Annotated in this window: 20 protein-coding genes; 3 read left to right on the plus strand and 17 right to left on the minus strand. The window is 56.8% G+C overall.

The features are described from left to right. Positions 1 to 11: 11 nt before the first annotated feature. The 14 genes from SKZ59_RS03070 to SKZ59_RS03135 form a co-directional block, all read right to left on the minus strand. A complete protein-coding gene (locus tag SKZ59_RS03070) occupies positions 12 to 1,247 on the minus strand; it encodes a hypothetical protein (protein WP_034747010.1) in 1,236 nt (411 codons plus the stop codon). Between the two features lie 65 nt (positions 1,248 to 1,312). Further along, positions 1,313 to 3,268 carry a nucleoside-diphosphate sugar epimerase/dehydratase gene (locus tag SKZ59_RS03075; RefSeq protein WP_319990786.1) on the minus strand — a complete coding sequence of 652 codons (1,956 nt, stop codon included), beginning with the start codon at positions 3,266 to 3,268 and terminating at the stop codon, positions 1,313 to 1,315. Positions 3,269 to 3,361: 93 nt separating this feature from the next. Further along, positions 3,362 to 3,922 carry a sugar transferase gene (locus SKZ59_RS03080; protein WP_034747012.1) on the minus strand — a complete coding sequence of 187 codons (561 nt, stop codon included), beginning with the start codon at positions 3,920 to 3,922 and terminating at the stop codon, positions 3,362 to 3,364. An 11-nt stretch (positions 3,923 to 3,933) separates the two neighbouring features. Beyond that, a complete protein-coding gene (locus SKZ59_RS03085) occupies positions 3,934 to 4,869 on the minus strand; it encodes an SDR family oxidoreductase (RefSeq protein ID WP_319990787.1) in 936 nt (311 codons plus the stop codon). A gap of 51 nt (positions 4,870 to 4,920) precedes the next feature. Further along, positions 4,921 to 6,045, minus strand: a complete 1,125-nt coding sequence (wecB, locus tag SKZ59_RS03090) for a non-hydrolyzing UDP-N-acetylglucosamine 2-epimerase (RefSeq protein WP_319990788.1) — start codon at positions 6,043 to 6,045, stop codon at positions 4,921 to 4,923. Beyond that, positions 6,038 to 7,048: a polysaccharide biosynthesis protein gene (locus tag SKZ59_RS03095; RefSeq protein WP_319990789.1), complete on the minus strand. Its 1,011-nt coding sequence runs from the start codon at positions 7,046 to 7,048 to the stop codon at positions 6,038 to 6,040. The genes wecB and SKZ59_RS03095 overlap by 8 nt, the downstream gene beginning before the upstream one ends. Before the next feature lie 13 nt (positions 7,049 to 7,061). Then, positions 7,062 to 7,916 carry an SDR family oxidoreductase gene (locus tag SKZ59_RS03100; RefSeq protein WP_319990790.1) on the minus strand — a complete coding sequence of 285 codons (855 nt, stop codon included), beginning with the start codon at positions 7,914 to 7,916 and terminating at the stop codon, positions 7,062 to 7,064. Positions 7,917 to 7,941: 25 nt separating this feature from the next. Further along, complete coding sequence (locus tag SKZ59_RS03105; RefSeq protein WP_034747035.1) at positions 7,942 to 9,171, minus strand: glycosyltransferase family 4 protein; 1,230 nt, start codon at positions 9,169 to 9,171, stop codon at positions 7,942 to 7,944. After that, positions 9,168 to 10,190 (minus strand): glycosyltransferase, encoded by a 1,023-nt coding sequence (locus tag SKZ59_RS03110; protein ID WP_034747038.1) that lies wholly within the window; start codon positions 10,188 to 10,190, stop codon positions 9,168 to 9,170. The genes SKZ59_RS03105 and SKZ59_RS03110 overlap by 4 nt, the downstream gene beginning before the upstream one ends. Further along, positions 10,191 to 11,012: a 2OG-Fe(II) oxygenase gene (locus SKZ59_RS03115; protein WP_034747042.1), complete on the minus strand. Its 822-nt coding sequence runs from the start codon at positions 11,010 to 11,012 to the stop codon at positions 10,191 to 10,193. It lies immediately after the preceding gene. Then, positions 11,005 to 12,195 (minus strand): glycosyltransferase family 2 protein, encoded by a 1,191-nt coding sequence (locus SKZ59_RS03120; protein WP_034747045.1) that lies wholly within the window; start codon positions 12,193 to 12,195, stop codon positions 11,005 to 11,007. Before SKZ59_RS03120 ends, SKZ59_RS03115 begins: the two co-directional genes overlap by 8 nt. Before the next feature lie 18 nt (positions 12,196 to 12,213). Then, positions 12,214 to 13,425 (minus strand): O-antigen ligase family protein, encoded by a 1,212-nt coding sequence (locus SKZ59_RS03125; protein ID WP_319990791.1) that lies wholly within the window; start codon positions 13,423 to 13,425, stop codon positions 12,214 to 12,216. Continuing rightward, a complete protein-coding gene (locus SKZ59_RS03130) occupies positions 13,406 to 14,881 on the minus strand; it encodes a flippase (protein WP_080698425.1) in 1,476 nt (491 codons plus the stop codon). The genes SKZ59_RS03125 and SKZ59_RS03130 overlap by 20 nt, the downstream gene beginning before the upstream one ends. A gap of 442 nt (positions 14,882 to 15,323) precedes the next feature. Next, positions 15,324 to 16,220, minus strand: coding sequence for a sulfurtransferase (locus SKZ59_RS03135; protein WP_319990792.1), 897 nt, complete (start codon positions 16,218 to 16,220; stop codon positions 15,324 to 15,326). 137 nt (positions 16,221 to 16,357) lie between these two features. Between SKZ59_RS03135 and dnaE the strand changes: the two genes are divergently transcribed. Continuing rightward, complete coding sequence (gene dnaE, locus SKZ59_RS03140; RefSeq protein ID WP_319990793.1) at positions 16,358 to 19,897, plus strand: DNA polymerase III subunit alpha; 3,540 nt, start codon at positions 16,358 to 16,360, stop codon at positions 19,895 to 19,897. A gap of 61 nt (positions 19,898 to 19,958) precedes the next feature. Here the strand turns inward: dnaE and SKZ59_RS03145 are convergent, their stop codons facing one another. The 3 genes from SKZ59_RS03145 to SKZ59_RS03155 form a co-directional block, all read right to left on the minus strand. After that, a complete protein-coding gene (locus SKZ59_RS03145; RefSeq protein WP_034747058.1) occupies positions 19,959 to 20,189 on the minus strand; it encodes a DUF6139 family protein in 231 nt (76 codons plus the stop codon). A gap of 117 nt (positions 20,190 to 20,306) precedes the next feature. Beyond that, positions 20,307 to 21,308, minus strand: coding sequence for a VirK/YbjX family protein (locus SKZ59_RS03150; protein ID WP_319990794.1), 1,002 nt, complete (start codon positions 21,306 to 21,308; stop codon positions 20,307 to 20,309). A gap of 147 nt (positions 21,309 to 21,455) precedes the next feature. Further along, positions 21,456 to 22,277 (minus strand): MipA/OmpV family protein, encoded by an 822-nt coding sequence (locus SKZ59_RS03155; RefSeq protein ID WP_219327813.1) that lies wholly within the window; start codon positions 22,275 to 22,277, stop codon positions 21,456 to 21,458. A 157-nt stretch (positions 22,278 to 22,434) separates the two neighbouring features. Here SKZ59_RS03155 and SKZ59_RS03160 point away from each other — a divergent pair, with 157 nt between their 5' ends. Beyond that, on the plus strand, positions 22,435 to 23,121 hold the full coding sequence (locus tag SKZ59_RS03160; protein WP_319990795.1) for a response regulator: 687 nt from the start codon (positions 22,435 to 22,437) through the stop codon (positions 23,119 to 23,121). Continuing rightward, a complete protein-coding gene (locus SKZ59_RS03165) occupies positions 23,118 to 24,506 on the plus strand; it encodes a sensor histidine kinase (RefSeq protein WP_319990796.1) in 1,389 nt (462 codons plus the stop codon). The genes SKZ59_RS03160 and SKZ59_RS03165 overlap by 4 nt, the downstream gene beginning before the upstream one ends. Positions 24,507 to 24,518 lie beyond the last annotated feature (12 nt).

Consider the following 24,518-nt stretch of genomic DNA (forward strand, 5'->3'; position numbering starts at 1 on the left):
CAACGCTGTGGTCAGGAATTCAGTTTCTGGCGGTTCTCGCGCCACCATTTGCTACCAAATACCAGAATCACGGAAAAGAGCAAGCCCAGCAGGCCGCTCGTCAGGATGACTGACGACAGGCGAGACGAACGTCGCTCAGGCAAGCTTGGTCCGGCAATGAAGCGGCTCTTTTCAAGGTACAGGCTTAGCGCGCTCTGGTTTTCTATCGAGATGGTGTTGTAGACTTCCTTAACTATATCGTCATTCAAATCCTTGTTCTTGAACGCTGCATCCTTGACCGCTTCCAGGCCGCGCACGATGACCTCACCGGAGCGTGTCTGATTCATGAAAGCCCTGGCCTTGTCGTAGTAGTCGCGTAGCAGTACTGCCTGCTGGCGGTCGCGTTTTGCCTTGGTGATGATTTCATTGAGATCGACGATCCGCACTTCGCTGGTCGTCAACTGCGTGATGGGCGACAAGTAGCGGGCATTGTCTTCCGTCACGGTAACCAGCTGGCGCGCATTCTGGGCCGAGTCGGGATAACGGGAGACGATCTGCTTCAGGCTTTCCCGCTTGCGTTGATACTCTTCGAGCGACTGATTGCTATCGATGATGTGATTGTCGAGTTTGGTGATCTTGGCATTCATCTCGGCGGCCTTGACTCGCAGTGAATCCTCATAGCTCAGGTAAATGATGCTGTCCATGACGAAGCGGCCCAGCAAGCCAACCGTGCGCTGGGCATTTTGCGGGCTGTCGGACTCAAAACTGAGGCGCAAGCCAATCACATTTGTATTGCTTCCATCGCGTGGCTGTTCCAGCTCCTTGGCATCAAGCTTGGAAAACGGGTAAACCGGCTCAACAACCTTGTCGATGTTATCACGCAATATAAAAATCTTGCGCAACTGGTCCGCGCCCGGAGCGTCATTCAGTTGGTTGTATTTGATGAAGTCAGCATAGCGCTCGGCAGTGCCAAAGGCTGCAGCGTAACGCTTGTAGTCGGCCAGGGCTATACCGCTGGCCGGATCTTTTTCCTTGGTATCCAGTTTTCTCTCGGCTGGCAGGGGAATGGCGCCGCCAAACTGGAAAAAACCTTCGCTCTTGTACTGGGCCATATAGAGGGCAGACGAGACGCTGGCGATGACGATCAAGGATGTTGCCAAAATGATGCGCCAGCGCGCCTGCCATGCCGTCCCAAGCAGTTCCGTCAAGGAAGCGACATCTTCATTATCTTTAATTTGTTGCATATTGAATTTGGCCTGTTCTTCCATAAATGTGAGTGTGAATCGTTGTAGCTTGATTGAAACATGTTTTCTTGCCGTACGCCGGCAGGATATTACTGCAGATATTCTCCGGCAGGGGAGCCTGCACGTATCGCCTTGTTGTGTGCTTGTGAAGCATGTTTTTCATGTTCCAGCCAGATGAGGTCTTCGATGCCGCACTGGGGGGTATATTCGTTAACCGTACGCAACAGCAGGCTACGGACTTCATCATATTTGAATTCAACGCATGCTTTTTGCAGCTCGGATAACAGCGGTTCCAGTTCCGGCCATGGGATCAGTGACTCTTGGGCGCGCATGATGAGAGGATGCTCCGTGCCTTCTACTTTTTCGCCGATCAGCAACTCTTCATACAATTTTTCTCCAGGCCGCAAGCCCACGTGTTCAATTTCTATACCTTCGGGCGAGGTTGGACTGCGTACGGCCAAGCCGCTCAGATGGACCATGCGCTTGGCCAGGTCCAGGATTTTCACAGGCTCGCCCATATCCAGGACAAAGACGTCGCCGCCTTCGCCCATTGCGCCTGTCTGCAGGACCAGCTGTGCCGCTTCGGGGATCGTCATGAAGTAGCGCGTGATTTCCGGATGGGTCAGGGTTATTGGGCCGCCCAGCATGATCTGCTTGCGGAACAGGGGCACGACCGAGCCTGAGGATCCCAGAACATTGCCGAAGCGCACCATGCAAAACCGCGTGTGATCTTGTTCACGCGCAAAACCTTGCAGGATCAACTCGGCCAGACGTTTGGTTGCTCCCATGACATTCGTGGGACGAACCGCCTTGTCGGTGGAAATGAGTACAAAACAGCCCACGCCAGCGGCCATGGCTGCTTTTGCGATGCTGAGCGTACCGAAGACGTTGTTGCTGACACCTTCGACCGGGTTATGCTCTACGAGAGGGACATGTTTGTAGGCCGCTGCATGGTACAGCGTATCGATGGCAAAGGTGCGCATGATCCTGGTGCACTTCTCTGTATCGAGCACGGAACCGAGGAATGGCAGCAATTCGATTTGCAGGTTTTGCGAGCTTATCGTGCTCTTCAATTCCTGCTTGATGGTGTACAACGCGAATTCGGACATGTCGAGCAGGATGAGCCGGCTAGGGCGCTGGCCGATGATCTGGCGGCATAGCTCGGAGCCGATGGAACCACCCGCACCTGTCACCATAACGGCCTTGCCGGTGATGCATTTAGCCAGAAGTTCGCGGTTTGGCGCAACTTGGTCGCGTCCCAGCAAGTCTTCAATTTCAATGTCGCGCACATCCTGAACCCGCAACTCTCCCGTAACCAGGCTACCAACTGGCGGTGTTACCTTGATCTTGACCTTGTGGACTTCCAGCTTGTCCAGGATATGCTTCTGCTGGCTTTTGGACAACGATGGCATGGCCAGTAGCACCTCCATGATACTGCTCTTGGCTATCAGTTCTCCCAGTTCTGTCGACGGGTACACCTTAATGCCTGCAATGGTGGCGCCTTTCAGCTCTTTTTTATCGTCGATGAATGCCACTGGCAGATAGTCGTGGCCGGCGCGCAGGGCGCTGGCCAGTTGGGTGCCTGCCTTGCCAGCGCCATAGATGGCAACGCGTACCGGCGCCCGTTCCCCGTTGGCATGCAGCAGGAAGCCGCGCGCGACAAAGCGGCTGGCGACCATGTACATGATGGCGCTGACCCAATAGATGCCGAATACGCCGCGTGACATGCCGCTCATGTGAATGGCAAACGCGGCGATGGCCACCAAAATGGCAACCGAAATGGTGACGCCCAGGATTACTACATAGACAATTTTCTGGTCGATGAAACGGATGACTGCCCGATACAGGCCCAGGCGCACGAACACGGGCAGTGAAATCACCGGTACCAGCAGGATGAGCCAGGAGTATTGTTTCAGGATCACAATATCGACGACGTCGTAACGCAGCAATATGGCGACAGCAAAAAGTAGCGGCAACATGAACAAATCCGTCGTCGCGGCGATGATTTGTTTATGGAAACGCGAAAGGTCAAGGAAAGATTTCATTTTTGTTTTCTTATTATGGGTAATCTTGCGAACGCTACACGCAATAAGGTCACGGTATATTACTCTGGCATAGTCGAGGCAAGTCTCCCTGAATCAATGTGTTACATTATCCTTGCGTATTACTTTGATGAAGGTCAAAAAAATAATTTTCATATCAAGTATAAATGAACGTTTCTGCAGATATTCAACGTCAAGCTTTACTTTATCCGGAATAGGCAATTCATCACGGCCATTTATCTGGGCCCAGCCTGTCAATCCGGGCGAAATTTTTTCGACTCCATACTGAGTGCGTAAGGCAATCAAGTCCTGCTGATTGAACAGGGCGGGGCGTGGACCGACAAAACTCATGTCGCCGCGAAGAATGCTCCATAACTGGGGTAATTCATCCAGACTTGATTTGCGCAGGAATGAACCGATCGGTGTCAGGACACTTTTTGGATCTGGCAATAAATGCGTCGCGACGGCCGGTGTGCCGACACGCATGGTACGGAATTTCGGCATGCGGAAGATGCTGTTGTTGCGGCCGACCCGATCGGACCAATACACCACGGGACCCGTGGATGTAAGTTTCACGAGAATGGCCACGATCGTGATTGGCAATAACAGTATGCATAGCGCGACGCAGGCCAGCAGGAAGTCAAATATTTTTTTCATTCAGAACCGATTCATGTGTGACGAAATGGAGCGACAGTCTTGGCAAGTGCTTTTTCCATGCTGATTACAGGTTGCCAGGACATCGTTTTGCACGTGGATGTGATATCTACTTGCAAGGAACCCAGCAGTCTGTCCGCCGCGGCAGACTTGCCGAGCAGCCGGGCTGCGGTGGCGATCCAGCTTGCGGGTACGGGCAGCAGCAGGTTGCGCCGCCCCATGGCGGCCGCGAGCATGCGCAGCAGTTCAGTGATGCCTACGTCGCGGTTATCGGATACCAGGAATACTTGTCCTGCCGCTGCCGGATGCGTACTGCAGGCGATGAGCAAGTCCACCAGGTTGTCCAGCGCTACCATGCTGCGGCGGTTGTGAATGGAACCCAGTGGCAGCGGCAAGCCTTTGGCCACCAATTTCATCAGGTTGTGGAAATTGGCGCGGACCCCAGGGCCATATACCAGCGGCGGACGTACCACCGTTACCTCCAGCCCGGTTTCCCGGGACAATGCGAACAGAGCATTCTCCGCCTCCAACTTGGACTGTCCGTAAGGATCGCACGGGGCTGGCGTGTCCGATGCGCGGAACGGGGTATCGGTGGTTGCTTCGCCGTTGACCTTGATGCTACTGACAAAAACGAAACGCCGAACACCGGCATCCGCCGCTTGCCTTGCCAGATTGATCGTCGCCTCCACATTCACCAAACGAAACTCTGCCAGTGGATCACTGGACGTGTCTTGCATGACATGCACGCGCGCCGCCGCATGGATCACGGCGTCGCAGCCGGTGAGGGCCTGTGTCCAGTCAGTTTTTGCCGACAGTGAGCCTACAGTAATCTGGCCTGGCCCATTGCTGCCGCGCACTGCCGCAGCATAGTTTATACCGCGTTCGGCCAAGGCGGTGCACAATCCACTGCCGACAAAACCGTTGGCTCCTGTTACTAGAATCTTCGTCATCTTTTCTGTAATGCTTTTCTTATTACCTAAGCGTCAATGAGCTTTGTGAAACTATTTTGACCAGACAGTGGCATTAATATAGTCAATATAGCTGCTGACTACCCGGCTAACCTGTTTTGAAACAAACGGATTTTCATAGTCCGCCACAGCCAGTACCGGTGCAGTCTTTTCGTCATATTGCGACGTGATAATATCGACTGCTTCGAGTACGCGTTCCGTTTTCAAGCCGCACATGATCAGCGTGCCGGCATCCATTCCTTCTGGCCGTTCGTGCGTATTGCGAATGGTGATGGCCGACAAATTCAATAGCGAAGTTTCTTCTGTAATCGTGCCACTGTCCGACAGCACGCAGAACGCTGCCATTTGCAATTTGATGTAGTCGACAAAGCCAAACGGCTTGGAAAAGACAATGCGCTTGTCGAGATGATCAATGCCGAGCTCCTGCAGGCGCTTCATGGTGCGCGGATGCGTCGAAACGAGCACTGGGAAATCATACTTTGCTGCCAGGGCTTCCAGTGTGCGCAGTAAGTCGCGCAGCGCGTCCGGCGAGTCGACATTTTCCTCTCGATGCGCACTGACCAGGAAAAACTTGTTCTTTGTCAGCTGTTGGCGCGCCAGGACATCCGAGCGTTCGATTTTCGGCATGTAAAAATCGAGTACTTCGCGCATGTGGGAGCCGGTCTTGATAATGGTTTCAGGCCGCACACCTTCAGCCAGCAGATAGCGCCGCGCATGTTCCGTCAGTACCATATTGATGTCGGCCAGATGGTCGACTACCTTGCGGTTCAGCTCTTCCGGCACACGCTGGTCAAAGCAGCGGTTGCCCGCTTCCATATGGAAGACCGGAATCTTGCGACGCTTGGCCGCAATGATGGCGAGACAGGAATTGGTGTCGCCATACAGCAGCAGCGCATCCGGTTTTTCCTTCTCAAATACTGCATCTGCCTTGACCAGCACCTGGGCGATCGTGTCGATCGCGTTGGTGCCGGCGGCATCGAGGAAATAGTCCGGTTTACGAATTTCCAGATCGTCGAAGAAAACCTGATTCAATTCATAGTCGTAATTCTGGCCGGTGTGCACCAGGATATGCTGGCTGTGTTTTTCCAGTTCGGCAATCACCCGGCTCATCTTGATGAGTTCCGGGCGTGTACCGACGATGGTCATGATTTTACGCATCGAGTTGCTCTTTTACGAATTCCAGTTTCAACAAGATATCCTTGACTTGATCCACCGTCAGGCGCTCGGTATTGTGCGAAGTGTAGTCATCGATTTCAGAAATCTTGGTCTCGCCCTCGACAAAGTATTTGTCATAGTTCAGGTCGCGATTGTCGGCAGGAACGCGGTAGTATCGGCCCATATCTTCCGCCTTGGCCATTTCCTCGCGCGAGACCAGCGATTCGTACAGTTTTTCGCCGTGTCGGGTACCGATCACGCGTACTTCGTTGTCTTTGACAAACAGTTCTTTCAACGCGGCGGCAAGATCGCCGACCGTCGATGCCGGTGCTTTTTGGATGAAGATATCGCCCTGCTTGCCGTGTTCGAAGGCATGCAGAACGAGGTCGACCGAATCGTCCAGCGACATCAGGAAGCGTGTCATGTTGGGATCGGTAATGGTAATTGATTTGCCATCCTTCAATTGCTGAATAAACAGCGGAATCACGGAGCCGCGCGAAGCCATGACATTGCCATAGCGGGTTGCACAGATGACCGTTTCTCCTGCCGTGCGCATGCGTGACTTGGCGACCATGAGTTTTTCCATCATTGCCTTGGAAATGCCCATGGCATTGATTGGATAGACGGCCTTGTCCGTGCTCAACACAACAAGGCGTTGGACATTGTTGGCGACTGCTGCGTTCAGGACGTTTTCGGTACCCAGCACATTCGTGCGTACCGCTTCCATGGGATAAAATTCGCATGACGGCACCTGTTTCAGGGCAGCAGCGTGGAAAACATAGTTCACGCCTTTCATCGCTTCATTGATGCTGTCGAAATTACGGATATCGCCGATATAAAACTTCAGTTTCGGATTGTTCAGCGCAATGCGCATGTCTTCCTGCTTTTTTTCATCCCGGCTAAAAATCCGGATTTCCGCAACGTCGGTGGAGAGGAAGCGCTTCAATACGGCATTGCCGAAGGAGCCCGTGCCACCGGTAATCATCAGTACTTTATCTTTAAACATTTATTGCTCCTTATTACTTAAAATTAGCCATTTTCTGGATGAGTTCCGGCCATGCCGGTGCCACGTAGCCGGTGGCGGCGCGGAAGCGTTCCGCATTCAGCGATCTGTCGATTGTCAATTGCTCGTCAGCAACAATCTCGATCTGCTTTCCGTAGGCTTGCGCTACCAGGGTAAGCAGGTCAAATTTATTGATAGGTTCGGCGGCCACATGATACAAGCCGCGCAATGCGGGTTGCGGCAAGACGACATCGCGTATCACATGTGCCAGTTCTATCGTTGGCAAGCCCGAGAAAACCGCTTTCGTATAGCCCTTGACAGTGCCTTGCTGCGCGAGGAACCAGCCGACCAGGCTTTTGGCGCTGTTCAGTTCGTGGCCGATGATCGAGGTGCGCAGAGTGATGCAGTGCGGATAGTCTACTTCCCCCAGGAATTTTGAGCGTCCGTACAGGTCCTTGGCGTCCGAAGCATCCGATTCCAGGTAATTGCCCTTGCTGCCAGAGAAGACACAGTCGGTACTGACATGGATCAGGCGCGCACCGGCGATGTCGCACAGGCGGGCCAGGCGGTGCGGCAGCAGGGAGTTGATGGGAATGGCTTGCAGAGGATCGTTGGCATCGGCCAGTTGCTTGATCAGGCCGACACAGTTAATGATGACATCCGGCTTGACTCTGGCGAACAGCAGCGCCAGGGAATCCTGATTGTCGACATCCGTACCGACGACGATGCGCTCCGCCAATTCCGGGGAAAAGTTGCGGCGTACGCCATCACTGCGGGCCGAGCCAATAACATCGTGTTGGCTATCTTCGGAGCAATACCGAAAGACCGCATTGCCCAACATTCCCGACACACCCAAAACTAAAATTTTCATAAACTATCCTTTTCTCGTCGATTTATTATTTGTTGTCCTTATTGCCCGTCAACAGATTGTCAAAATGCGTGATCAGGTTTTGGGTCAGCATGGCGCTGTCATAATGCTGCTGGAAGTACGCCAGGCCATTCTGGCCCAGCTGTTCCCGGTCCGCTTCGCCGAGACGGGACATTTCCAGTATGGCCGCCGCCAGCGCTGCAGCGTTGTCCGCTGCGCAGGCGATGCCTGCCTGTGCCTGCGTGACGATGCGTGCCCCTTCGCCGTTCAAGCAGGCGATGATGGGACGGCCCATGGCCAAATAAGCCTGTAGCTTGCTGGGGACTGTCTGGCGAAAGATAGGTTCATCGCGCAGGGACACCAGCAGGGCACCGGCCTGCCGCAGGATGGCAGGCATGGCCTCGAGAGGATGCTGCCCCGCCATGACAACATTCTGCAGTTTTAAACGGGCGATTTCTGCACTCAGCCATTCGGAGCGGCTGCCATTACCTACCAACACCAGGCGAATATGTGGCTGGTTTTGCAAAAGCGCGGCGGCGGCGATGATGGTTTCGACGGACTGAGCGGTTCCCAGGTTGCCCGCGAAGACGATGGAAAAGCCGTCGCGCAAGCCCGTCACGACGCTGGGCTGCTGGGTATCCTGAAAGAAGACATTATCAGCTGAGTTTGGATAATAGGATATTTTGCTGCGCCCGGCCAGCGCCGCGACGGGCGCGACGAACGCTTCCGATTGCACGAGGATCAGGTCGGCGTGGCGATAGATCCAGCGCACCAGCACTTCTACCAGCTTGAGCAGTTTTCGGTTGCGGACAAAACCGGTCGCTTCCAGGCTTTCGGGCCATAGATCCTGTACCCAGATGACCAGTTTGGCACCTTTGATCCACTTCAGGAAAATAGCCGGAATGACTTGCAGGATCGGTGAAATCGCATAGACAAAAATTACGTCGACGCGCTTGCGCCGCAGGGAGAATGGCGCCAGCAAGATGCCGCTCAGGACGAAGGAAAGGTAATTACCGATCAGGCCGAGCGCGGAACCGCGTCCACGCGGTATTAGTGGAACGCGATGTACGGTAGCGCCATGCCAGTCCTGTGTACCAAGACCAGTGGCGCGATAACCAGGAAAAACCTTGCCATCAGGATAGTTTGGCTGGCCCGTCAAGACGTCTACATGCACGTCTTGCTTGACGAGCGAACGTACGAGGTCATTGATGCGGAAATTTTCAGGCCAGAAGTATTGGCTCACCACGAGCAGGTTCAAGAGCGTAGCTCCGCAAGAAAGTCGGATGCCGAGCCGATACGGGCGACGGGTTCCGCCACGCCGAGGAAGCGGCGGATGGCCCGGGCAATGGAGACTGGCGACGTCGGATCAAAGGTAGCGGCCGGTACGCATACATCGCGCACATAGTCCAGCTCCGATGCCACGATGGGCAGGTTGGCCCAGCTGGCTTCAAGCAAGGGCAAGCCAAATGATTCCGTCATTGACGGGAAAACCAGCGCCCTGGCATGGCGATACAGAGTCAGTATGTCGCCATGGGGCAACACCCCCAGTTGCTCAATGCGCAAGCCATGCTGGGAAGTTGCACTGTCGAACTCCGCGCGGAGCGCCGTGCAATGCGGGGGCAGGGTAAGTGCCAGCGAAGGAAAGATGTTTTGTTCGGCCAGCAGAATCCAGGCTGCGAGCAGGCGGCGATGATTCTTGTGCGCTTCTCCATCGGCCACGTAAACAAAATCAAAGCCGTCGCGTACGCTGGCCTGGTCTTGCGACGCACTAGCCATGGCTCCAATGAAGGGGATGACGCGCACGGGAGGCTTGGCGCCGTGCCAGGTTATCAACGCTGAGCGCATGGATGGGGTCTGGACGACATATTCGTTGACATTGCCTTTGAAGGCGCGGCAAATGATGCGTTCGAATGCTACCCGTATCTTTGTCTTGCCGGAAAATTCGGAAAGGGGCGTGAGGCCAAAGTAGTTCCGATTTTGCTGGAATACCACGACATGGCCGGCCAGCGGCAGCAGCGGCGGCATGCCATGGAAGCACAAAATGACGTCGTCGGCGCGTGCCGCGCGTTGCAGGCGCAGTTCGGCCTTGAGGCGATCTACTGGCGAGGCCTTGACAAAGTAACTTTCCGTTCCTGCCGGCAAGTCCAAGATTGCCTTGGCCCTGTAGTCGAGGTTGGCCCATAGCGTTGCGCCATTCTGGGCGGCAAGCAACTCCTTGAGTAACACCAGTCCGCCACCCACGTGGACGTTTGGTGCATGTAGCAATAAACGCCCCACTTATTTATCTCCTGCCTTGTAGACGTCTTTCGGACCGACACCGCCAGGTACGAGCGCCCGCACGCCCTGGCGCAGCTTGTTGTCCACCCATGCCAACGCCCTGCGTGCCGTTTGCTCGGGGCGGGCGCTGAACGACGTGACGTTGAAGTACTGCTCGCCTGTTGGAGACGCGGGCGAAAAGTAATAGTTCGAAACGCAGCAGCGCAGGCGATCGACCTGGACCGGACTGACCGAATGCCACGAGCTTGGTGTTGTTTCCATCAGCACCAGACGGTTGAATTTGCTATGGATGGTTTCGTTTTTGCGCACGGATGGTTCCCACAATTCCAGGTTGCCACCATTGCCCAGCTCCCAATCCGGCGTGACATAGAAAAGCAGGTTCAGCGTGCGATAAAACTGGCGGGTCGCTTCGTGCGAGTTGTCGATGTGGGGGTTGAGAAAATGCCCTTCACCCATCATGCTCAAGCCGCCGGCATATAGCGTGGGGTCGGGAATCTGCTGCGTGATACCGGTGATTTCCTCGATAATTCTGACCACCGCGACATCCTGCATCGCGAAGGTAATGTCCTTGAGAATCGGATTAAATTGATCAAAATGTTTGGAAGTGAATTTTTTCTCGCGAAAACTCGACATCAGACGCATCTGCTCCAGCTTTGGAAAGGCTTGGTAGATTTCCATTGCCAGTGCATCGGGAAGCATATTCTCGATATAGCAATGACGTACGCCGACCTTGCCAGCGCTGGCTGCAAACATGTCGGTGGCGCGTTTTTTTTCCGTTTGCAGGCGCGCCACAATCAATTCCACGATTTCGTTTTTAGACATTTCCATTCTTACCTTTAAATGATGCCGATTTTTTACCCAAGAAAGCCTTCAGGGCGTCGCTTGCCGCATGAATGTTGGGAATGTCGGGGATGAAGAACCGTCCGCCCGCTGCGCTTGGCCGGGTGGCGCGCTTGGCCAGGCGGATGATCTTGGCCACAGCGATGCGCGTAGCGCCCAGCAGCACGCGGGTAACGGTGACGGTGCCACTCTTGCCATATTGTTGCGTGTAAGCCATCGCCGCCTTGAAAATTTCTTTATAGTAATCCGGATGGCTGACCAGGCAGATTGCATACAAATGGATGAAGTTGAAACGATCCAGTTGCGTGGCATCCAGTTTGCTCAGAGTTTCATAGGCTGCCTGGCCCCAGACGGTCTCGACGCTGAAAAAGCGTGGAATCAGCGGTGGCCACACCAGATTCTTGTAGGGCTTGATATGGGGATCGTCTTCCAGGTTGCCCCGGTGGGCATTCATGGCGCTGCGCCCGGTGTTGCTGTTGCCGGCAGCGCCAGGGATGGTCAGTGGATAATCGATTTCCGCAAAAGATGGTGTAATGGCGGCAATGCCGAGCGCGCCCGATACGTCTGGGCTCACACCGTGGAAATAGGCCCCCGTCTTTTCCTTGACTTGTTCCATGACGGAGCGCTTTACGATGCCGTGGTAAATCTTGGGTAAACCATCGGCCCCCTGGCATGCCATTTCCAGTGAGTCTTGCATGCCCTTGGCGCAATCGGTACGGGAGATGCGTGATGAGAAATCGTTGATGTACAGGCGGCTGGAGTGGCCCCGGCCGAAAGTTTTCGACAGAAAGTCCGGCCAAGCGTAGTTGGCCACCACCTTGGGCGAAATGGCATCCACCTTGTGTTCGATCGCCCATTGCACTGCGTCCAGGATCTCGGCGGCAACGGTATCGTCGTCGCCGACCAGGCAGACATAGTCGCCGCTGGCCATGGCCAGCGCCTGATTGTGGTTCTCTGTCATGGACAGGCGCGTGGGGCAATGCTGGTAGTGCAGGCGTGCATCGTCCAACAGCGGCACGATCTCATTTTGCAATTTGCCGTCGGTGCTGGTGTCATGCATGACAAGTTCGATTAAGGGCGAGTTGATGCTCAAGACACTTTTTGCGGCATGCACGGCATACGCGCTGCGATTGTGGGTCGCGATTACTACGGATAAAATTGGCATAAGCAAACTCACAAAAAGTTAGACTGGCGTGGTATTCCGCGGCAGGCTGGCGCCAGTATGATTCTGGCGGTTAATATTCTTGGCCGTAATGTACAACATAACCAACAACAATTCGAACGATACGGACCCAATTAGCGGTTCAAACAACGAAAATAATAGCAAGAATAAAAATGCAACCTTGATTGATTGAAAAATCGGCGTGCTCCGTGCCGCCTTGCTTATTTCGCGGTAAATATTGTGCAGGTATTTCAGATACAGCAGCAAGCCAATTACGCCGTAATTCAACCAGAGCAGCAATATGGAGTTATGTGCCCCCCATACATCCTCCATGTTGCCGGCCGCTTCAATGGCGGAGCGGAAGCCATTCGGCCCAACGCCCAGCCACGGCGACTTGGCAATCAAGTCGGCTGAAAATTCCCACAGAATGATGCGGTTGTTGAACGAATCCGGAATCTTGTATTCATTATCGTGGAGTAGCATAAACAGACTGTAACCATATTCAAAAAACAGGTACAGAGCGAACAGGATGGATAAAAAAATCGTGAAATATTTGATGTGCGCGTATTTCTTGTCTGTCCAGAAAATGTACAAAATGAATAGGCTGATAATCAAAATGCCACCCCTGGACATGGTCGCCAGAATGGCACCGACGAAGAAGAGGAACAGGTACTTGTTTTGATAAAAAAACGTGGCGGCCAGGAAAAAGAGAAAGGCTGCCAAATAGTTGGAACGTCCGAGGAGCGTTTCGACCATCAATTTCTTGTCGTAGTAGTCGCCGTTGACGCCAAAGGATTGAATGAAGCCCAAGTAGGTCCATAATGCCAGGACAATGCCACCATACAGGATGGCCTGCCGCGCCTTGTGCATGTCGACCGGCCATGCGCGCAGGCTGACGAGCGCCATGGCCGAGACGACCAGTGGTATCACCGCAGCCACGGCCCGCTGGAGCTGTCCCGGATCTCGCAGCAAGGTCGTCAGGATACCCAGCCCAGCGATAGTGCACAGTATAAGAGCATTGCGCGTGAGGACAAGGTCCTCTCGCAGTAGCCTGACCATGAAAATCAGGCCGATCAGCGCAAAACTGATCGGCAGGCTGACCGAGCTGGCGCCAATGTAGATCTTGAATTCGCCAACAAAGATGAAAAATAGCACGCCATAATACAGCGGTACCAGCATTCTGGTTACCCTGTCCATCCACACCCGGCCGCTGTTATTTACCGAAAATTGCATAGACTTTTCTTTTGAAAAACAGGCGTTCAACTTCACTTAAGAAATTGAACCACGTATAAGCAGCAATGATCGCGAAGCATGCCGAAAATTGCCAAGCCTTGAATGTCGCAAGTGGATTAAGCGAGATCAAAAAGGAAAGCGTGATTAATGTCATTAATACGATAAATTTTCCGCCTAATACTTCCTTGAATTTTATTTCCAGAACGTCAAAGGAGAAGTAGAACATGAGCCACGCGTCGGCACAGATTCTCAGAAGCCACACCAGCGCCGCTCCTTCCAGTCCGTAATAGCTGCACCCCAGCCAGAGCAACAGGCAGTACAGGGGAAACTCGACAACATGTACCTTGGCCGTCAAGGCTGCCTTGCCAGCGCCTTGCAGCAAGGAAAATGGAATTTGCGTGATGCTACTGATCAGGACGCCATACGAAAAGATGCGCAGCAGGCTCGTACTTTGTTCTGAAAATGCAGCGCCCACCCACAGCGTCAGAATGTCCTGGCTGGCAAAGGCGATAATCAGCGTCATCGGTGTGATCGCCAGCAGCAAATACAGCACGCTACGGCGATACAGTTCCACCAGTTCATGGCCGCGGCCACCGCCGATCTGGCTGGAAAATGCGGGAAACAGCACCGCCGTCAAGGCGCCAGGAATGATCCAGATCTTGGTGATCATTTCATTGGGCGTCACGTAATAAGCCACCGCCGCCGCCGAAATCGTCGTGCTGATCAGGAAACGGTCCAGATAGGACATCAAGGGACTGATGATATTGGTAACCGTCATCCAGCCACCGGATACCAGTAGGGGCTTCATGAATCCGGCATTGAAATGCTTGCTGCTGAGCATACCAGGCAGGCTGCGCGCAGCGAAATAACCATGCACGAGACAGGCAATGATCCTGCCAGCGGTGAGCATGGCAGTCACGGCAATCAGGTCATTCTTGTACCAAAGTACGATGGCCAGTGGACCCAGGAAGGTGAATATACCCATGGGCAGGCGAATCAGATTGATCACGCCAAAGGCTGATTTGGCTTCGAGAATACCGCGCAGACCTGTAGTGAGTACGATGAAAGGCATGGCGATGGCCATTACCCTGATTGAACCGACGATTTCCCCGTTGTCTTCAGCGTGCGAAATGCTGTGCGCACCAAACTCCGCACCGAACCATAGCAAGGCCGATGCAAGCAAGCCAAGGCCGGTCATCATCAGCAGGCTCGTAAAGACCATGGGAGCGATATCCGCATGGCGTTCTTCCGCGATTAGTACCGATAGCTGTTGCGTGAGTGCCCGTCCCAAGCCCAGATCGAACAAACCGAAATAGCTGACCACCGCCCAGATCAGTGTTAACACACCAAAACGCGCATCTCCCAAGCTGTGTATCAGCACCGGCATTGAAGCAACCGCAACTAGTAGCGGCAAGCCCAATCCTAATAAATTGTAAACGGTGTTTTTGATAATCATGCAAGTATGGCAATTAATCCGAGGTGAGTAGCGCAGATTTTCAGTGTGGATAAATTGTTTGCATTAATGCAATAATTCCACGCCAAAAAATAGAGGCCGCGGGTAGGGCTGAACGACTAAATCGGGGAGTAATATAAACGCGAGACCACCAGCCAAGGGTCGACTGTCGGTCAAAACAGGTGATGATATATTTATTATAGCAATTGGGCAAATTCTTATCCTATGGTGGAGCCTATTTTTCCCCGTAGAATTGTAATCATTTGTAAGCCATATTTTATTATCTTGTTTTTTTAAATAGCTTTCTTTTAGGAATTTATTATTGATTGCTTGCAGTGCGCATGCCATCTATTATGGGGGAGCTGCGCCGGACAGTGGCGTGCCCGCTGCGTATGGCGAACGGAACACCTGGCGCCAGTTTGCACCGCACCGCAGGGAATGTTGCCTAGGTTGCGTGCTTACCGTAACAATGCGGGCAAGACACCTCATACACATATTCCGGCGCCAGTTGCTGGCGCGGCGTGACGACGGCGCGGCAGACGAAACATTGCACGGTTTCCGTCGGTTCCAGTTTCGGGTTCAGGGCCGTGCGGTAGTCGAAGACGAAGCAGTCGCCCGTGTAGTGCTCGCCGCCCACTTCTTCGAAATATTTCAGGATGCCGCCGTCGAGCTGGTACACGCTGTCGTAGCCGATTTCCTTCATGTGGATGGCTGCCTTTTCGCAGCGGATGCCGCCTGTGCAGAAGGTGACGACGGTTTTGCCTTCTAGCTCGTCCTTGTGAGCGGCGGCCACGGCCGGGAATTCCGTAAACTTGTCGATCCGGTAATCGAGCGTATTGTTGAACGTGCCCACGTCCACTTCAAAGGCGTTGCGCGTTTCCATCATTACCACGGGTTTGCCCGCATCGTCGACGCCGGCATCTAACCAGCGCTTGAGCGTGTGCGCGTCGACGGACGGGGCGCGGCCCAGTTCCGGCTTGATCAGCGGCATGCGCATGGTGATGATTTCTTTTTTTAGCTTGACCAGCATGCGCTTGTGCGATTGCTCGTTCGATAAGCTTTCCTTCCATTCCAGATCGGCCAGACGTTCGTCGCTGCGCACCCAGGCGAGGAAGCTGTCGATATGCTCGCGCGTGCCCGACAGGAACATATTGATGCCTTCCGGTGTCAGCAGGATCGTGCCCTTCAGCTCCAGCGCCAGGCATTGCTCCTGATACAAGGGGCGCATGGCTTCCGTATCGTCGAGCGTGATGAATTTATACGCGGCGATATTGACAAACGTGGCGGCCAGCGGGCTGGCGGCGGTGGAAACGGCGGGTGTTGCTGGGGTGATGGCTTGCATGATGGCGATCGGCTTAGACTGAACAGCCGATATTATAAGCCCGACAGGCCAGGCAGGATACCCGGTCCGTACGCGCGACGCGGTAGAATAGACCCCATTGAATTTTGCACGAAACGGTACACAGGATGGAAATGGTAATGCAAGAGGCCGGCGCTCCGGCAGGTTCACAGCAAGCGATGCAGCCCGGTCCTGCTTTCGTCCATTTGCGCGTGCACTCGGAGTACTCGATCGTCGATGGCCTGGTGCGCATCGACGACGTCGTCAAGGCGGCGGCGAAGGACAAGCAGGTGGCGCTGGCCGTCACCGACCTGTCGAACCTGTTTGGCATGGTCAAGTTCTACAAGGAAGCGCGTGGCAAGGGCATCAAGCCCATCGTCGGCGTCGACGTGTGGATCACGAATGACGATAACCGCGAAAAACCGTCGCGCTTGCTGTTGCTGGCGAAGAACCGCATGGGCTATCTGCAGCTGTGCGAACTGCTGTCGACGGCCTGGCTGACGAACCAGTACAAGGGCCGCGCCGAGTTGCGCATCGAGTGGCTGCAGGCGCTGGCGACGAATACCTACGACCTGTACCCGGGCGAAAGCGCGGCCAATGGCTTGATCGTGCTGTCCGGCGCGCACTTCGGCGATGTCGGTACCGCCATCGAAAATGGCAACCTGGCCCTGGCCGAGCGCAATGCGCAGCGCTGGGCCGAGATTTTCCCCGGTCATTTCTATATCGAAATCCAGCGTGGCGGCCAGGCCAACCAGGAAGCGCAGGTGCGCCATGCGGTGGCGCTGGCGGCCAAGTTGGGCCTGCCTGTCGTCGCCACGCATCCCGTGCAATTCATTTCCCCTGAAGAGTTTATTGCCCACGAAGCCCGCACCTGTATCGCCGAAGGCGAAATGCTGGCCAACGCCAAGCGCATCAAACGTTTCAATGACAGCCAGCGCTTCCTGTCGCAGGCCGACATGGCGGAACTGTTTGCCGACTTGCCGGCCGCGCTGGCCAATTCCGTGGAAATCGCCAAGCGCTGCAATTTGACCTTGACCCTGGGCAAGCCGCAACTGCCGAACTTCCCCACGCCGGACGGCATGACGATCGACCAGTTCCTCGTCGCCGAATCGCAGGCGGGCCTGGAAAAGCGTTTGTTGCAGTTGTATCCCGATCCCGAGCGCCGTGAAAAGGAGCGTCCGCGCTACGAGTCGCGCTTGAAATTCGAGACGGATACGATTTGCAACATGAAATTCCCCGGCTACTTCCTCATCGTGGCCGAGTTTATCCAGTGGGCCAAGGAAAACGGCGTGCCCGTCGGTCCGGGCCGTGGTTCGGGTGCGGGTTCGCTGGTCGCGTATTCGCTGCTCATTACCGACCTTGATCCATTGCAGTACAACCTGCTGTTCGAGCGCTTTTTGAACCCAGAACGCGTCTCGATGCCCGACTTCGATATTGACTTTTGCCAGGAAGGGCGCGACCGCGTCATCCAGCACGTCAAGGATTTGTATGGCAAGGAGGCGGTCTCGCAGATCGCCACCTTCGGTACCATGGCGGCCAAGGGCGCGATCCGCGACGTGGGCCGCGTGATGGATTTCGGCTACAACTTCTGCGACGGCATCTCGAAGCTGATCCCGTTTAAGCCGGGCAAACCCGTGTCGATCGCCGACGCCATCGAGGAAGAACCGCTGCTCAAGGAGCGCCTGGAAAACGAGGAAGAGGTCAAGCAGCTGCTGGACCTGGCGCAGCAAGTCGAAGGCATCACGCGCAATATCGGCATGCACGCGGGGGGCGTGTTGATTGCTCCAGGCAAGCTGACGGATTTCTGCCCGCTGTACACGCAGGGCGGCGATTCCGGCGTTGTGTCGCAGTACGACAAGGATGACGTGGAGGCCGTCGGCCTCGTGAAGTTCGACTTCTTGGGTCTGACGACCCTGACGATTCTCGACCGCGCCGTGCGCTACATCAAGCAGCTCGATCCGGCGCAGGCCAATTTCGACCTGGCCACCTTGCCGCTGAACGACAAGCCGTCGTACGACTTGCTGACCAAGGCCAAGACCGTCGCCGTGTTCCAGCTTGAGTCGCGCGGCATGCAGGGCATGCTGAAAGACGCGCGTCCCGACCGTTTCGAAGACATTATCGCGCTGGTGGCCTTGTATCGTCCGGGCCCGATGGACCTGATTCCCGACTTCTGCAAGCGCAAGCACGGCGAACGTTTTGATTATCCCGATCCGCGCACGGAATCGATTCTGTCCGAAACCTACGGCATCATGGTGTATCAGGAGCAGGTGATGCAGATGGCGCAGATCGTCGGCGGCTACTCGCTGGGCGGCGCCGATATGCTGCGCCGCGCCATGGGTAAGAAGAAGGCCGAAGAGATGGCCGAGCACCGCGAGATCTTCCGCGCCGGTGCGGCAAAAGATGGCTTGACGGCGGAAAAGGCCGACGAGATCTTCGACTTGATGGAAAAGTTCGCCGGCTACGGTTTCAACAAATCGCACGCCGCCGCCTACGCCTTGCTGTCGTATCACACGGCTTACCTGAAAGCGCACCACACGGCCGCCTTCATGGCAGCCAACTTGTCGCTGGCCATGGATGACACGGACAAGATCAAGATCCTGGTGGAAGACTCGCTGGAAATCTGCAAGCTGACCTTGTTGCCGCCGGATATCAACGAATCCGATTACCGCTTCACGCCGAGCGGCGCGCCGCCGTCCGTGAGCGGCAAGAAAGTCACGCAGATCCGCTACGGCCTGGGTGCCGTGAAAGGCTCGGGCCAGAACGCCATCGAAGCCATCATCGCCGCGCGCGAAGCGGGTGGCCCCTTCACGAGCCTGTTCGATTTCTGCAAGCGCGTGGATAAAAAACAGATCAACCGCCGCACCATCGAGTCGCTGATCCGCAGCGGCGCCTTCGATTGCCTGAAGGTCGACCGCGCCATCCTGCTCGCATCGGTGGCCTTCGCCATGGAATGCGCGGACCAGGCCGCCAAGGCAGCCAACCAGGTGAGCCTGTTCGGCGGCGACGACAGCGACATGGTGGCGCCGCCCGAGTACGTCAAGGTACCCGTGTGGACCGATAAACAGCGATTGACGGAAGAAAAGATCGCACTGGGCTTCTACCTGTCCGGCCACCTGTTCGATTCGTATGCGCCCGAGGCGCGCCGTTTTGCTCGCACGAAATTGTCGGAACTGTCGCCGTCGCGCGAACCGCGCATGATGGCCGGCGTCATCACGGGCTTGCGCACGCAGATGACTCAACGGGGCAAGATCCTCATCGTCACCCTGGACGACAAGAGCGGCACGGTGGAAGTGACGGTGTATGGGGAACTGTTCGACTCGAACAGGAAAATCTTCAAGGAAGATGAATTCCTCGCCGTCGTGGGCAAGGTGTCGGAAGACCGTTTTTCGGGCGGTTTGCGCATCACGGCCGAGAGCGCCTTCGACATCATCGCCGCGCGCGTGCAGTATGGCCGCCAGCTGGGCCTGACCTTGCCGGCCACCCTGGACGCCAAGCGCATCCGCGACGTGATCATGCCGCACCGTGCGGAGACGGGCTTGCCGATTGCCGCGCGGGTCAGCCCGCAAGGCGTCAGCTGCGTGCTGCAGTTTGGTGACGAGTGGAAAGTGGCGCCATCGGATGAATTGCAGATGGCGCTCGAGCAAATGCTGGGCGCACAAGAGGTGGCGGTCGAATACTGACCGGCACCGCCCGGCATACAACAAAGCCAAACCGCAGACATGCTGGTTTGGCTTTTTTCGTTTACATGTCTTTCAGGCCCGTGATCGCATAGCCTTTGGCGGCGATCTGCTGGTGCGGCTGTTCGATATGGTAGTCGGGCAAGATTTCGGCATCGTCGGCCACTTCGCTGGCGCGTGTTTCGAGCTGCCAGTCGGTATTGGTCACTTCTTCCGGAATGAGCTTTCCTTCCGGCACGGCGAGGTAGGAAAAAATGCCGTCGTGCTCGGCCCGGCGGTAGATGTCTACGCGCATGAATGCCTCCTAGTAAGCGTTGGGGGAACCGGTGCACCGCAGTGCATGCCGATAGCGCTAGCGTAACAGGATTGTGCCGTGCACGGGTTGTAGCGTGTGCCGCAGGAGGGGCGGTGCTCAGGTGATGGCGGAAGCGTAGTCGTCGTCTTCGCCGAGCATGGCCGATTGCCGCACCCCGCCGGCGGCGGCCGCAGCGTTTGCCGTGGCGACTCGCAACGGGCTGCGATGGGCGTCGAGGCCGCTGCGCAGGCTGGCGATCATGGCCAGTGTCAGTTCGTGGCGCTTGCGTGCTTCCGAGCGTTTTTTGGAAGGAATGTCTTGCAGCGCAGGCGAGGGCAGGTTTTCGCACGCTAATTCAAAATCGCCATCCTGGCGCACTTGCGCACCCAGTTCTTGCCATAGCGCATTGTAGTCGGCGAACAGACGGCCTTTCTTGGCAGAATGGTGCACGGCGCGGTTGATATTGCCGACAAGCAGCATCTTGCGGCAGCCGTGTTCGTATCCCAGCTGGCGCACCAGGCGCACCATCAGGGTCTTGGGACGCATGCCGTGCAAGTCGCGCGTTGCCTCGCGCACGCGGTGCGCGCTGTCATCGCCCTTCGGGCCTTGCAGGCAGCCGATGCGCATGCCCAGGGTAGCGCGCAGCTGGCTGCCGAAGAAGGAAAAGGCGATTGAATACAGCACGTCGTCGTCATCCATCAATTGCAGCACCATTTCGCCTTCGCGGTCCATCGGATGCAGCGAACACAGTTGCAAATGGTAGGGCGCACCCGACTTGCCCGCCACCGTGCCCAGGCGTACGGGGCCGTGCGCCGCTTGGCTCATCAGCTTGCCCCAGCCCTGCTGCAAGATGAAATGGTAGTGCTCGGTCAGCAATTCCACGCGCTGCTGGCAATTCAAGGTCAGGCTCAGGTACGGGCGGTAGACCTTGTGGATCATGTGCGGATAGGCTTGTACCAGATCATGAAACGCCGGATGCGAGTTCAGCAGTTGTAGCCAGCGGCGGGTCTGGCGCTGTTGCACGCGGGCGCGCAGATGCAGCTTGAGCAGTTCGCGCCAGCGGCGCATGCCACTCGGCATCGCCATCAAGCCGTCAGACAGGGTAATAGTTGGCATCATCGTGGCGTGGAGTTACAAGGCAAGGCAAGGCGTGCCGCATGCATGGGAGGGATGGTCATGGTCGGAAAACCATGTCATCTTATGCACGCCATCTCCTCCTGTAAATTGGCGAAACAGCGTACGGGTTCCCCTTATGCCAGCCCTGTTTTAATAGCGGTAGGTGACGTACACGGCGCCGATCGGCGAGGTCTTGCGCTGCACGATGGGGCTCTTGGCCGCGTCGCCCAGGCGGCTCTCGACGCCGACCAGGGTATTGATGCCCCAGCGCGCATCGAAGCGGTGCTCCCAGTTGACGGTGGCTTGCGCTTCATAGAAACCGGCCTTGGGTGTGTATTGCTTGAACGAGGTGTTCGCGGCCTGGGTGGCCGTGACGCCATACATGGTCTGCACGTATTTGCGCTCGCCCCAGGCCAACTGGCCGCCGATGGTTACGCTATCCTTTTGCATGCCCTTGGCATCGGACCTGCCGTAGACCTGGCCCGTCGCTTCGAAATGCACGTTTGCACCGTTTTCGCGGTTCGACAGGGGAATGTCGCTCGACACGCTCAGCGACAGGCCCGGCAATGGCGAATAGCCCACGCTGAGCAGGGCGCTGGCGTTGCCCTTGACTTCGCCCATGCCCTTCAGATAATCGCTGCCGCCCCAGCCGTTGGCGCCATTGCGTTTGTGGTCTTCGCGGTTGCCGCGGTAGCCCAGCGCCGCGCTGTAGCTGAGGGGGCCTGCCTGGCCGCCATAGCCGATGCCGCGCGACGTGCTGAAGAACAGGCCATTGGCCATGGCGTAATCGAGAATGATCAGCGGCGAGGCCGACAGCTTGTCGGCGCCGGAATAGCTGGACACGGCGGCAACACCGCCGCCGATGGTGAAGACATTTTCCGCAGCCGGTTCGGCCGCCGCGGCAGCCAGGGGATTCAAGCTCAGGCCGCAGGCCAGCGCCAGCGAGGTCAACAAGGTTGTAGATGCGTGCATGGAGTTTTCCGTCAGGTGGAGAACCGAGTCCGGAGTGGCTCGATTGACTGCCGACAGTATCTGTCCTTGCCATGAAGGAAAAATGAGCCTTTTATTAAGATTGCATGAAGAGTGCTTCTTTACCCTTTCTTCAGCTTGCGGTGGTTTAATACTGACCATGAAGATACTGCTGATTGAAGACGATATGGACCTGGGCAATGGCGTGCGGATCGCCTTGCGCGACCAGGGCATGCAAGTGGTCTGGGTGCGCAGCCTCGAGGATGCGGCGCGCAGCATCGAGCACGACAGTTGCGAGCTGGTGCTGCTGGACCTGGGCTTGCCCGATGGCGATGGCCTCGATTTGCTGGCCCGGCTGCGCGCGGCTCGCCTGCCGGTGCTGATCCTCAGCGCCCGCGACACGCTGGAACAGCGCTTGCGCGGCCTCGACGGCGGCGCCGACGATTACCTGGTCAAGCCCTTCGTGCTGGCCGAGCTGCTGTCGCGCGTGCGCGCGCTGGCGCGCCGCAGCTATGGCTTTGACGGCGACACCATCGAGTTGCGCGGCCTGCTGCTGCAGGTACCCACGCGCCGTGTCAGCGTGCATGGCCTTCCTGTGGAACTTACCGCCAGTGAATATGCGCTGCTGAAGACCTTGCTGATGCGCGCCAACCGGGTCATCACGCGCCGCGTGCTGGAAGAACACATCCTGCCCGGCGGGCTGGCCAATGCCAGCAACACCCTTGATGTGCATATGGGTAACCTGCGCCGCAAGATAGGTGAAGGGTATATCCGTACCGTGCGCGGCGTCGGCTATGTCATCGACCAGCAGGGCGAACCGTCCACCGCGCCAGGTGCTGGCGCATGATGGGGCGTTTCTGGGCCATGCTGCGCCGGCCTACCCTGGTGCGCCGCCTGATGATGGCGCAAATGCTGATGCTGACCATGGTGTGGAGCCTGGCCGTGGCGTATGTGATGGTCGAGGGGGCGGACGAAGCGAGCAATGTGAGCCGCGGCGTCCTGCACGCCATTATCAGCGTGGCCGATAACCTGGCCGAGCAGCCGCAGCGCCAGGAACAAAGCTTGCGCGCCATCGACGAAGCCTTGCGCGAAGAGTTTGAAACGGGACAGGTGCCGGAACTGGCGCCGCGCATCCTGGTCTGGCGCGAAGGCAAGCTGGTCTACAAGTCGCCCGATGCGCCCAGCGGTATCCGCAGCGCCGGCCCGGAGCAGATGGAAGTGGTGTACATCAAGGGCCAGGCCTGGCGCAGCCGCAGCCTGGCCGAGGGCAACACGCGCGTGACGGTGCTGGAAGCGGGAGGCGCATGGCAATTGTTCATCACGATCAATTCACGCGGTTACTACCTGCTGCCGTTGCTGATCAGTCTGCCGTTCCTGCTGGTGCCGGCTTGGCTGTCGATCCGCCTTGCCATGCGACCGTGGCGCAAGCTGGCGCAAGAGGTGGCGGCGCGTGGGCCGCAGGATTTGCGTCCGCTGGCATTCAAGCCGCCGCATGGCGAACTGGCGGCACTGGTCGACAATATCAATGCACTGCTGCAGCGGGTCGATGCCAGCGCCGCGCGCGAACGCAGCTTCATCGCCGATGCCACGCATGAGCTGCGCACGCCTCTGGCTGCCATGCGCGTGAATGTCGAGGCCTTGCAGGGCCAGGTACATGATGCGCGCCAGCAAGAGCTGCTGGACGGTATCTTGAATAGCGGCAACCGGGCCGCGCGCCTGGTGGGCCAGCTGCTGCAGCTGACGCGCAGCGAAGTGCAGGCGGGCGCGGGCGAGTTGCCGCGGCGGCAGGCGCTCGATACCTTGCTGCAAGACCGCCTGGCGGCCCTGTCCGGACTGGCCCAGGCGGGCGAGATCGAGCTTGAGTTGCAAGCCAGCGTCTCGCTCAGCGTGCCGGGACAGCGCGAGAGCCTCGTTTCGCTGATCGACAACCTGGTGGAAAACGCCATCAAGTACAGCCCGCGCGGCAGCAGCGTGACGGTGTCGCTGCATGCGGAGCGGGGCCAGGCCGTGTTGCATGTGGCCGACCAGGGGCCGGGCATCGCGCCGGCGCTGTATGAGCGCGTGTTCGACCGCTTTTTCCGCGCGCCGCAGCAGGTGCAGCCAGGCAGTGGCCTGGGCTTGTCCATCGTCGCTTCCGTCGTGCGCCAGCATGGCGGCACGATTCAGCTGCACAGCGGTAACGGCGGCCTGGGCTTGCTGGTGGAGGTGCGCTTGCCCTTGGCCGTGGCCTGACTGCGTCGGCAG

The organism is Janthinobacterium sp. GMG2, assembly GCF_033949445.1.
Taxonomy (GTDB): Bacteria; Pseudomonadota; Gammaproteobacteria; order Burkholderiales; family Burkholderiaceae_D; genus Janthinobacterium; species Janthinobacterium aestuarii.

Coding starts and splice junctions, on each gene's coding strand:
- dnaE (WP_319990793.1), top strand. CDS start 16,358: ATGCAAGAGGCCGGCGCTCCGGCAGGTTCACAGCAAGCGATGCAGCCC.
- SKZ59_RS03125 (WP_319990791.1), bottom strand. CDS start 13,425: ATGCAATTTTCGGTAAATAACAGCGGCCGGGTGTGGATGGACAGGGTA.
- SKZ59_RS03095 (WP_319990789.1), bottom strand. CDS start 7,048: ATGTTTAAAGATAAAGTACTGATGATTACCGGTGGCACGGGCTCCTTC.
- SKZ59_RS03130 (WP_080698425.1), bottom strand. CDS start 14,881: ATGATTATCAAAAACACCGTTTACAATTTATTAGGATTGGGCTTGCCG.
- SKZ59_RS03070 (WP_034747010.1), bottom strand. CDS start 1,247: ATGGAAGAACAGGCCAAATTCAATATGCAACAAATTAAAGATAATGAA.
- SKZ59_RS03120 (WP_034747045.1), bottom strand. CDS start 12,195: ATGCCAATTTTATCCGTAGTAATCGCGACCCACAATCGCAGCGCGTAT.
- SKZ59_RS03135 (WP_319990792.1), bottom strand. CDS start 16,220: ATGCAAGCCATCACCCCAGCAACACCCGCCGTTTCCACCGCCGCCAGC.
- wecB (WP_319990788.1), bottom strand. CDS start 6,045: ATGCGTAAAATCATGACCATCGTCGGTACACGCCCGGAACTCATCAAG.
- SKZ59_RS03115 (WP_034747042.1), bottom strand. CDS start 11,012: ATGTCTAAAAACGAAATCGTGGAATTGATTGTGGCGCGCCTGCAAACG.
- SKZ59_RS03085 (WP_319990787.1), bottom strand. CDS start 4,869: ATGACGAAGATTCTAGTAACAGGAGCCAACGGTTTTGTCGGCAGTGGA.
- SKZ59_RS03160 (WP_319990795.1), top strand. CDS start 22,435: ATGAAGATACTGCTGATTGAAGACGATATGGACCTGGGCAATGGCGTG.
- SKZ59_RS03150 (WP_319990794.1), bottom strand. CDS start 21,308: ATGATGCCAACTATTACCCTGTCTGACGGCTTGATGGCGATGCCGAGT.
- SKZ59_RS03165 (WP_319990796.1), top strand. CDS start 23,118: ATGATGGGGCGTTTCTGGGCCATGCTGCGCCGGCCTACCCTGGTGCGC.
- SKZ59_RS03155 (WP_219327813.1), bottom strand. CDS start 22,277: ATGCACGCATCTACAACCTTGTTGACCTCGCTGGCGCTGGCCTGCGGC.
- SKZ59_RS03080 (WP_034747012.1), bottom strand. CDS start 3,922: ATGAAAAAAATATTTGACTTCCTGCTGGCCTGCGTCGCGCTATGCATA.
- SKZ59_RS03075 (WP_319990786.1), bottom strand. CDS start 3,268: ATGAAATCTTTCCTTGACCTTTCGCGTTTCCATAAACAAATCATCGCC.
- SKZ59_RS03100 (WP_319990790.1), bottom strand. CDS start 7,916: ATGAAAATTTTAGTTTTGGGTGTGTCGGGAATGTTGGGCAATGCGGTC.
- SKZ59_RS03145 (WP_034747058.1), bottom strand. CDS start 20,189: ATGCGCGTAGACATCTACCGCCGGGCCGAGCACGACGGCATTTTTTCC.